This window comes from Rhodococcus sp. R1101, from assembly GCF_000278445.1.
Taxonomy (GTDB): domain Bacteria; phylum Actinomycetota; class Actinomycetes; order Mycobacteriales; family Mycobacteriaceae; genus Rhodococcus; species Rhodococcus gordoniae.
Window position 1 is genome coordinate 1 of sequence record NZ_AJVB01000173.1, and the last position, 7,256, is coordinate 7,256.

Annotated in this window: 5 protein-coding genes; all 5 read right to left on the reverse strand. The window is 68.1% G+C overall.

Annotated elements, in window-relative coordinates:
- Positions 1-2,483, reverse strand: a 2,483-nt coding sequence (secA, locus tag R1101_RS0112495) for a preprotein translocase subunit SecA (protein WP_051017531.1), incomplete at its 3' end; no start/stop codon positions are given.
- Between the two features lie 184 nt (positions 2,484-2,667).
- Complete coding sequence (hpf, locus tag R1101_RS0112500) at positions 2,668-3,336, reverse strand: ribosome hibernation-promoting factor, HPF/YfiA family (protein WP_026003202.1); 669 nt, start codon at positions 3,334-3,336, stop codon at positions 2,668-2,670.
- 233 nt (positions 3,337-3,569) lie between these two features.
- Positions 3,570-4,214 carry a ComF family protein gene (locus R1101_RS0112505; protein ID WP_037223170.1) on the reverse strand — a complete coding sequence of 215 codons (645 nt, stop codon included), beginning with the start codon at positions 4,212-4,214 and terminating at the stop codon, positions 3,570-3,572.
- Between the two features lie 75 nt (positions 4,215-4,289).
- Positions 4,290-6,074 (reverse strand): MtrAB system accessory lipoprotein LpqB, encoded by a 1,785-nt coding sequence (lpqB, locus tag R1101_RS0112510; protein ID WP_016933759.1) that lies wholly within the window; start codon positions 6,072-6,074, stop codon positions 4,290-4,292.
- Positions 6,071-7,256, reverse strand: a 1,186-nt coding sequence (gene mtrB / locus R1101_RS26570; protein ID WP_037223173.1) for an MtrAB system histidine kinase MtrB, incomplete at its 5' end; no start/stop codon positions are given. The genes lpqB and mtrB, both read right to left, overlap by 4 nt.

Consider the following 7,256-nt stretch of genomic DNA (forward strand, 5'->3'; position numbering starts at 1 on the left):
ACCGCCACACCCGGCTGCTGTTGCTGCTGCGCAGCCTCGACCTGGAGGTTGAACAGGAATCCGACCGACTCCTCCTTCAGACCCTCGAGCATCGCGGTGAACATGTCGAAACCTTCGCGCTGGTACTCGACGAGGGGATCGCGCTGCGCCATCGCGCGCAGGCCGATGCCTTCCTTGAGGTAGTCCATCTCGTAGAGATGCTCGCGCCACTTGCGGTCGAGAACCGACAGCAGCACGCGACGCTCGAGTTCGCGCATCGCGTTCTCACCGGCGATGGCCTCGAGTTCGGCCTCGCGACGCGCGTAGGCGGCGCGGGCATCCTCGAGCAGGACCTCGAGCAGACCGTCGCGGTCGAGGTCCTCGTTCTCGGCAACGAGCGTCTTGTGGTCGACACCCACCGGGTAGAGGGTCTTGAGCGCCGTCCACAACTGCTCGAGATCCCAGTCCTCGACGTATCCCTCGGCGGTCGCGCCGTCGACGTAGGCGGTGACGACGTCGGTGAGCATGTGCTGCACCTGACCCTCGAGGTCCTCGCCGCGCAGGATCCGGCGACGCTCCTCGTAGATGACGGTGCGCTGCTGGTTCATCACCTCGTCGTACTTGAGCACGTTCTTGCGGATCTCGAAGTTCTGCTGCTCGACCTGCGTCTGGGCGCTCTTGATGGCCTTGGAGACCATCTTCGCCTCGATCGGCACGTCGTCGGGCAGGTTCAGCCGCGTCATGATCGACTCGAGGGCCGCTCCGTTGAAGCGCCGCATCAGTTCGTCGCCGAGCGAGAGGTAGAACCGCGACTCGCCCGGGTCGCCCTGACGGCCGGAACGGCCGCGCAGCTGGTTGTCGATGCGACGGGACTCGTGCCGCTCGGTGCCGAGCACGTACAGGCCACCGGCCGCGCGTACCTTCTCGGCGTCGGCCTTCGACTCGGCCTTGATCCGCTCGAGGATCTCGTCCCAGGCCGCCTCGTATTCCTCCGGCGTGGTGACCGGGTCGAGGCCGCGCTTGCGCAGCTCGATGTCGGCGAGGATGTCGGGGTTGCCGCCGAGCACGACGTCGGTACCGCGACCGGCCATGTTCGTCGCGACCGTCACCACGCCCGAACGACCGGCCTGCGCGATGATCTGCGCTTCCTGCTCGTGGAACTTCGCGTTGAGCACGCTGTGCGGGACACCGCGCCGGGTGAACTGCCGAGACAGGTACTCCGACCGCTCGACGCTCGTGGTGCCGATGAGGACGGGCTGTCCCTTCTCGTGACGCTCGACGACGTCGTCGACGACGGCCGCGAACTTCGCTTCCTCCGTCTTGTAGATGAGATCGCCCTGGTCGACACGCACCATCGGACGGTTCGTCGGGATCGGGATGACACCCAGGCTGTAGATCTGGTGGAGCTCGGCGGCCTCGGTCTCGGCCGTACCGGTCATGCCCGACAGCTTGTCGTACAGACGGAAGTAGTTCTGCAGCGTGATCGTGGCGAGGGTCTGGTTCTCGGCCTTGATCTCGACGCCTTCCTTGGCCTCGATCGCCTGGTGCATGCCCTCGTTGTAGCGGCGGCCCGACAGGACGCGGCCGGTGAACTCGTCGACGATGACGACCTCACCGTTGCGGACGATGTAGTCCTTGTCCTTGGCGTAGAGTTCTTTGGCCTTGATGGCGTTGTTGAGGTAGCTCACCAGCGGCGAGTTCGCCGCCTCGTACAGGTTGTCGATGCCGAGCTGGTCCTCGACGAACTCGACACCGGCCTCGTGCACCCCGACGGTCCGCTTCCGGATGTCGATCTCGTAGTGCACCTCGGGCTTGAGCAGCTTCACGATGCGGGCGAACTCGGAGTACCACTTGCTCGACGCGTCGGCGGGACCCGAGATGATCAGCGGCGTCCGGGCCTCGTCGATGAGGATCGAATCGACCTCGTCGACGACCGCGAAGTTGTGTCCGCGCTGCACGAGGTCGTCGAGCGAGTGCGTCATGTTGTCGCGCAGGTAGTCGAAGCCGAACTCGTTGTTGGTGCCGTAGGTGATGTCGGCGGCATAGGCTGCGCGGCGCTGCGCCGGCGTCATCCCGGACAGGATCACGTCGGTCTCGAGCCCGAGGAACCGGTGCACACGGCCCATCCACTCGGCGTCGCGCTTGGCGAGATAGTCGTTGACCGTGACGACGTGGACGCCGTCACCGGAGATCGCGTTGAGGTAGGCCGGCAGCACGCAGGTGAGGGTCTTGCCCTCACCGGTCTTCATCTCGGCGATGTTGCCGAAGTGCAGCGCCGCGCCACCCATGATCTGGACGAGATAGTGCTTCTGCCCGAGCACCCGGAAGGACGCCTCCCGGGCGGTCGCGAAGGCCTCCGGGAGCAGATCGTCGAGCGTCTCGCCGTCCTGGTAGCGGCTCCGGAACTGCTCCGTCATGGCCCGGAGCTCGGCGTCGGTCAGGGCCTCGAAGTCCGGGGAGAGGGAATCGACATGCTCGGCGATGTGCTTGAGCCGCTTGACCATGCGACCTTCACCGATCCGGAGCAGCTTCGTCAGCGACAGCACTGGTGTGTTCGTCCTCAATCTCGGGTACCTGCACGGACAAGAAATCCGGCCGAGGCCTTGTCGGACCCCGGCCGGATTCCATGGTAGGCGCTGCGCGGGAGTGACCGCGATGGCGAGGTGCCTCAGGTCACTCCCGGCAGTGTCACACGAGCCTGATCAGACCGTAGTCGAAGGCGTGTCGCCGGTAGACCACGGACGGCTTGTCCGTCTCCTTGTCGTGGAACAGGTAGAAGTCGTGACCGACGAGTTCCATCTCGTAGAGGGCGTCGTCGACGGTCATCGGCGCAGCGTTGTGTTCCTTCGTCCGGACGATGCGGCCGGGACCGTCCTGGGATTCCTTCTCGCTGTCGCCGAGCGACAGATCGGGCGAGATCGCGAGCTCGTCGTCACGGGCGAGAGCCGCGGTGGCTTCCGCCACGGACACGGGCGTCTTCTCACCGTAGGAGACCTTGCGGCGCTCCTTCGTCCTTCGCAGGCGCGATTCGAGCTTGCTGATCACAGACTCGAAGGCAGCGTAGAAACTGTCGGCGCTGGCCTCGGCCCGTACGATCGGTCCCTTCCCGCGGGCAGTGATCTCGACCCGTTGGCAACTCTTCTTCTGACGCCTGTTGCGTTCGTGCTGCAACTCGACGTCGAAGAGGAAAATCGTCGGATCGAAGCGTTCGAGCCGAGCGAGTTTCTCGGAGACGTAGATCCGGAAATGATCGGGGACCTCGACGTTGCGTCCTTTCACGACAACATCGGCACGGGGGCCTTCCGTGGCGGTATCGGCCTCTGCAACGGAACCTCTGGACTTCGAAGGGGTCGTCACGCGTACCTCCCGAGTTACGGCCGGCGCAGCCCGCGCGCCGGCATGATGAATGAGCGCGAGAGCGCACTCGCCCGGAATCGGAAGAACAAGCGTTTCCACCCGTCTACCTTGTTGTTTCCGGGTCTGATGGCGACGTTAGTACGTAACTCGAAGGTCTGCCACCGTTCCCGCCCGATTTCACTTCGCGTCGCATTCCGGTCCTGGACGGGGCCCGCCCGGACCCGTCGGAGTACTCACGCGTGGGCGATCACGAGCACTCCCACCGGGTACAATCCTGCGCGCCGGAGAGCCCGCACCGACTCGCGGGCGGTGGTTCCGGTGGTGAGCACATCGTCGACCACGAGTACCGGGATCGTCCGCGGCAGCCCGTCGGCACTCACCGTCACGCGGCCGCCGAGGTTGCGTTGCCGGTCGGCCGCGGTGAGCCCCACCGAGTCGCGCACACCCGCCGCGACACCCAGGATCGGATGCACGTGGAGGTGACGGTCGTGCGCCGCGGCGGCCCGGGCGGCACGCGCGACGGGATCGCCTCCGCGTGCCCGCGCGGCCCGCGCCCGGGTGGGGGCGGGCGCCACGATCAACGGCCCGTCGGGCAGCTCGCCCCATCTTCGCAGCCGCGTGATCGCGACCGCCCACGCGAGCCCGAGAGGCTCGGCGAGATCCCGCCGGGCGCGTTCCTTGGCGACGATCACCGCGCGACGCCGGGGACCGGAGTACGGGCCCAGACTCCACACCGGGACCCCGGGCTCGACGCGGGGCGTCACCGTCCCGGGATGGTCGCCGAGTTCCCGCGCGCACGCTCGGCACCAGTTCATCCCGGGGTCGGCGCATCCCCCGCACCGGGCGGGCAGGACGAGATCGAGCAGGGCCGTCAGCACACCGGGAGTGTGCCGGATGTCACCGACAGCCGGGGTCGACGGCAGCACCGACAACCGGTGCCACCGGCACCGCGCTCAGCCCGGCAGGACGGGAATCGCGGCCATCCCGGCGAGGCCGGGCACCTCCCGCCAGTACCGGTCGCCGGCGGGGTCGCGGTTGTTGAGCTGGAAGACCGTCCGGGAATCCGCGACGAACTCGCTCGCCGTGGACGCCTCGACCGCCACCACCGGGGGCGTGAGATTGCGGCTCGGCAGTGCGTCGATGCGTGAGCCGTCCACCGCGACCTGCACGACGGGCACGTCGGCCGACGCGCGGGAGACGACGATCGTGTCGGCCGTGCTCCAGTCCAGGGCGAGCGCGGGACCACCGAGACCGAAGCCGATCTCGCGCGGATTGGTGAGCGAGTACTCGCCGGTCGTGGTCGGCACGACGGTCGCGACGAAGACCCGCCCGTCGATGATCATGGCGGCGCGGACACCGTCGCGCGACAGGCGCAGTTCGGTGACGCGGCCGCCGAGACCGCGGACCGCGCCCGCCTCCACCCCGACGACGGTGACCCGCCCGGTGCCGGGTTCGCGCACCGCACGCACCACCGAGGTCCCGTTGACGACCGCCCACACCGAATTGTTGTTGGGCGACCAGGACGGCCGGGTGATCGACTCGCCGTCCACCGCCGGCTCGGCACCGCCCTCGCTGTAGGCCCCCACCATGAGTTGCACGGCCGGTTCCGGTGCCGGTTTGCCGGTGTTCTCAACTGCGGCGACGAGCTCTCCGTCCAGCGACAGGGCGACCGACTGCAGGTCGTCGGACGTACCGAAGAAGCTGCGTACGGGGGTCACGCCCGTCTCTGCGACGCTCACCAGCGCGCCGTCGAGCAGCGCGTGCAGACCCACCGTCACGCTCGACGCGGCGAGGGGGTTCATCGACGCCACGTCCGCGGTGGTCCACCCGTTCGGGAAACGTTCGTCGAGTGGCTGGCCGTCGGCGAGGAGCTGGTACGGGCCGCTGATGTCGGCATTGGCGAGGGTCCAGATCACCTGTGCGGCGAGCAGTTCGCGATCCTGCCGCCCCATCGAGCCGACCCCCTGGAAGTCGATGCGGATGCCGCCGAGCCCGACGCCCACGTCGGTCGTCCGGCCGTCGGCCTTCGTCACCGATCCGATGACGGTGACGTCTTCGAGCAGATTCTTGACCGCAGGTGCCAGCACCTGCTTCGGGCCCTCGACGAGCAACCCCATCAGCTGGGAGGCCGTCTGCTCGGGTGTGCCCGTGATCCAGCGCGGATCCGGGACGACGGCGTTGCCCGTCGGGTCGAGGAAGTACAGCGAGCGCCGCTGATAGGTGTTGAGGAAACGGGGGCGGTCCATGATGACGCCGGCCGGCAGCCGGTCGATGCGCCACTCCCCGTCGGTGCGGACGAGTGAGAACCGCGCCTCGAACTCCCCGTCGGCGGGGCGGTAGATGCCGCCCTCCTCGAGAAAGCCGACGGTACTCGCCCGCACCACATAGGTGGCGCTGTCGCCGTCGCGTTCCTCGACGAGGACGTCGACCTTGTCGACGATCGTCGCGCTCGCGGCGTCGTCCCAGGTGTCGGACATCGTGGGCGTGAGGAACTGGCGGGCCGCGCGATGGCGGTTGGTCGGGTCGGTGCTGGCCTGCAGGAAGTCGCGCAGGAGCAGGTCGGGTTCGCGACCCGGTACCGGTGCGGCGACCTCCGTGGTCGAGGGACCGCGTTCGAGGGTTCCGATGGCCTGCGGGGAGGACGAATCGGGCAGCGTGGCACATCCCGACAACACGAGTCCGGCCACTGTCAGGAGGACGACGAGCACGCCCGCTGCACGCGGAGTCGAGCGGCTCATGTACTGGCTCCTTCGGACGGCGTGCTCGCAGGGTCGGTCGGGGACTCTCCGGTCGACGGCTGCTCCGGGGTGTCGTCGTCCGGTGGGGGCTTGCCCTGCACGGCCTTCGCGGCGCCGGGCACGAGAGGGAGGGGGCTGCGACCCACTTTACGTCCGCGTTCGCGGGGCAGGGTCAGCCGGAAGCTGGCACCTCGTCCCGGTTCGCCCCATGCCTCGAGTTTGCCGTTGTGCAGGTTTGCGTCCTCGACGCTGATGGCGAGTCCGAGACCGGTGCCACCGGAACGCCGGACCCGCGACGGATCCGAACGCCAGAACCGGTTGAAGACGAGCTTCTCCTCCCCCGGTCGCAGGCCCACACCCTGATCGCGCACGACGAAGGCCGCGGCGGTGTCGTCGGCGCGCAGCCGCAGCAGGATCGGTTTGCCCTCCCCGTGATCGATCGCATTGGCGAGGAGGTTCCGCAGGATGCGTTCGACACGACGCGGATCGACATCGGCCTCGACGGGTTCGTCCGGCATGTCGACGATGAGTTCGGTCGCGGTCTCGCGGGCCAGGTGACGCACGGTCGAGACGGCGGCACGCGCACACATCCGCAGGTCGAGGCGCTCGGAGGCGAGCTCGGCGACACCGGCGTCGTGCCGGCTGATCTCGAGCAGGTCGTTGAGCAGACTCTCGAAACGGTCGAGTTCGGCGACGAGCAGTTCGGAGGACCGTTTGAGGACGGGGTCGAGGTCGTCGCTGCCGTCGTGGATGAGGTCGGCGGCCATACGCACCGTCGTCAGCGGGGTGCGCAGTTCGTGGCTCACGTCGGAGGTGAACCGCTTCTGCAGGTTGCCGTACTCCTCGAGCTGGGTGATCTGGCGCGACAGGCTCTCGGCCATCTCGTTGAACGACATCGCGAGCCGGGCCATGTCGTCCTCGCCGCGGACCGGCATGCGTTCCTTGAGCCGCCCGTCCGCGAAGCGCACGGCGATCCGGGAGGCCGACCGGATGGGCAGCACGACCTGCCGCGCGACGATCATCGAGATCGCCGCCAGCAGGACGAGCAGAACCACGGCACCGACGAGCAGGGTGCCGCGGACGAGGGCGAGGGTGCGTTCCTCACCGCCGAGCGGGAAGACGAGATACAGCTCGAGCGTCGAGATGTCGGAATCGGTGGGACTGCCCATGATCAGGGCCGGC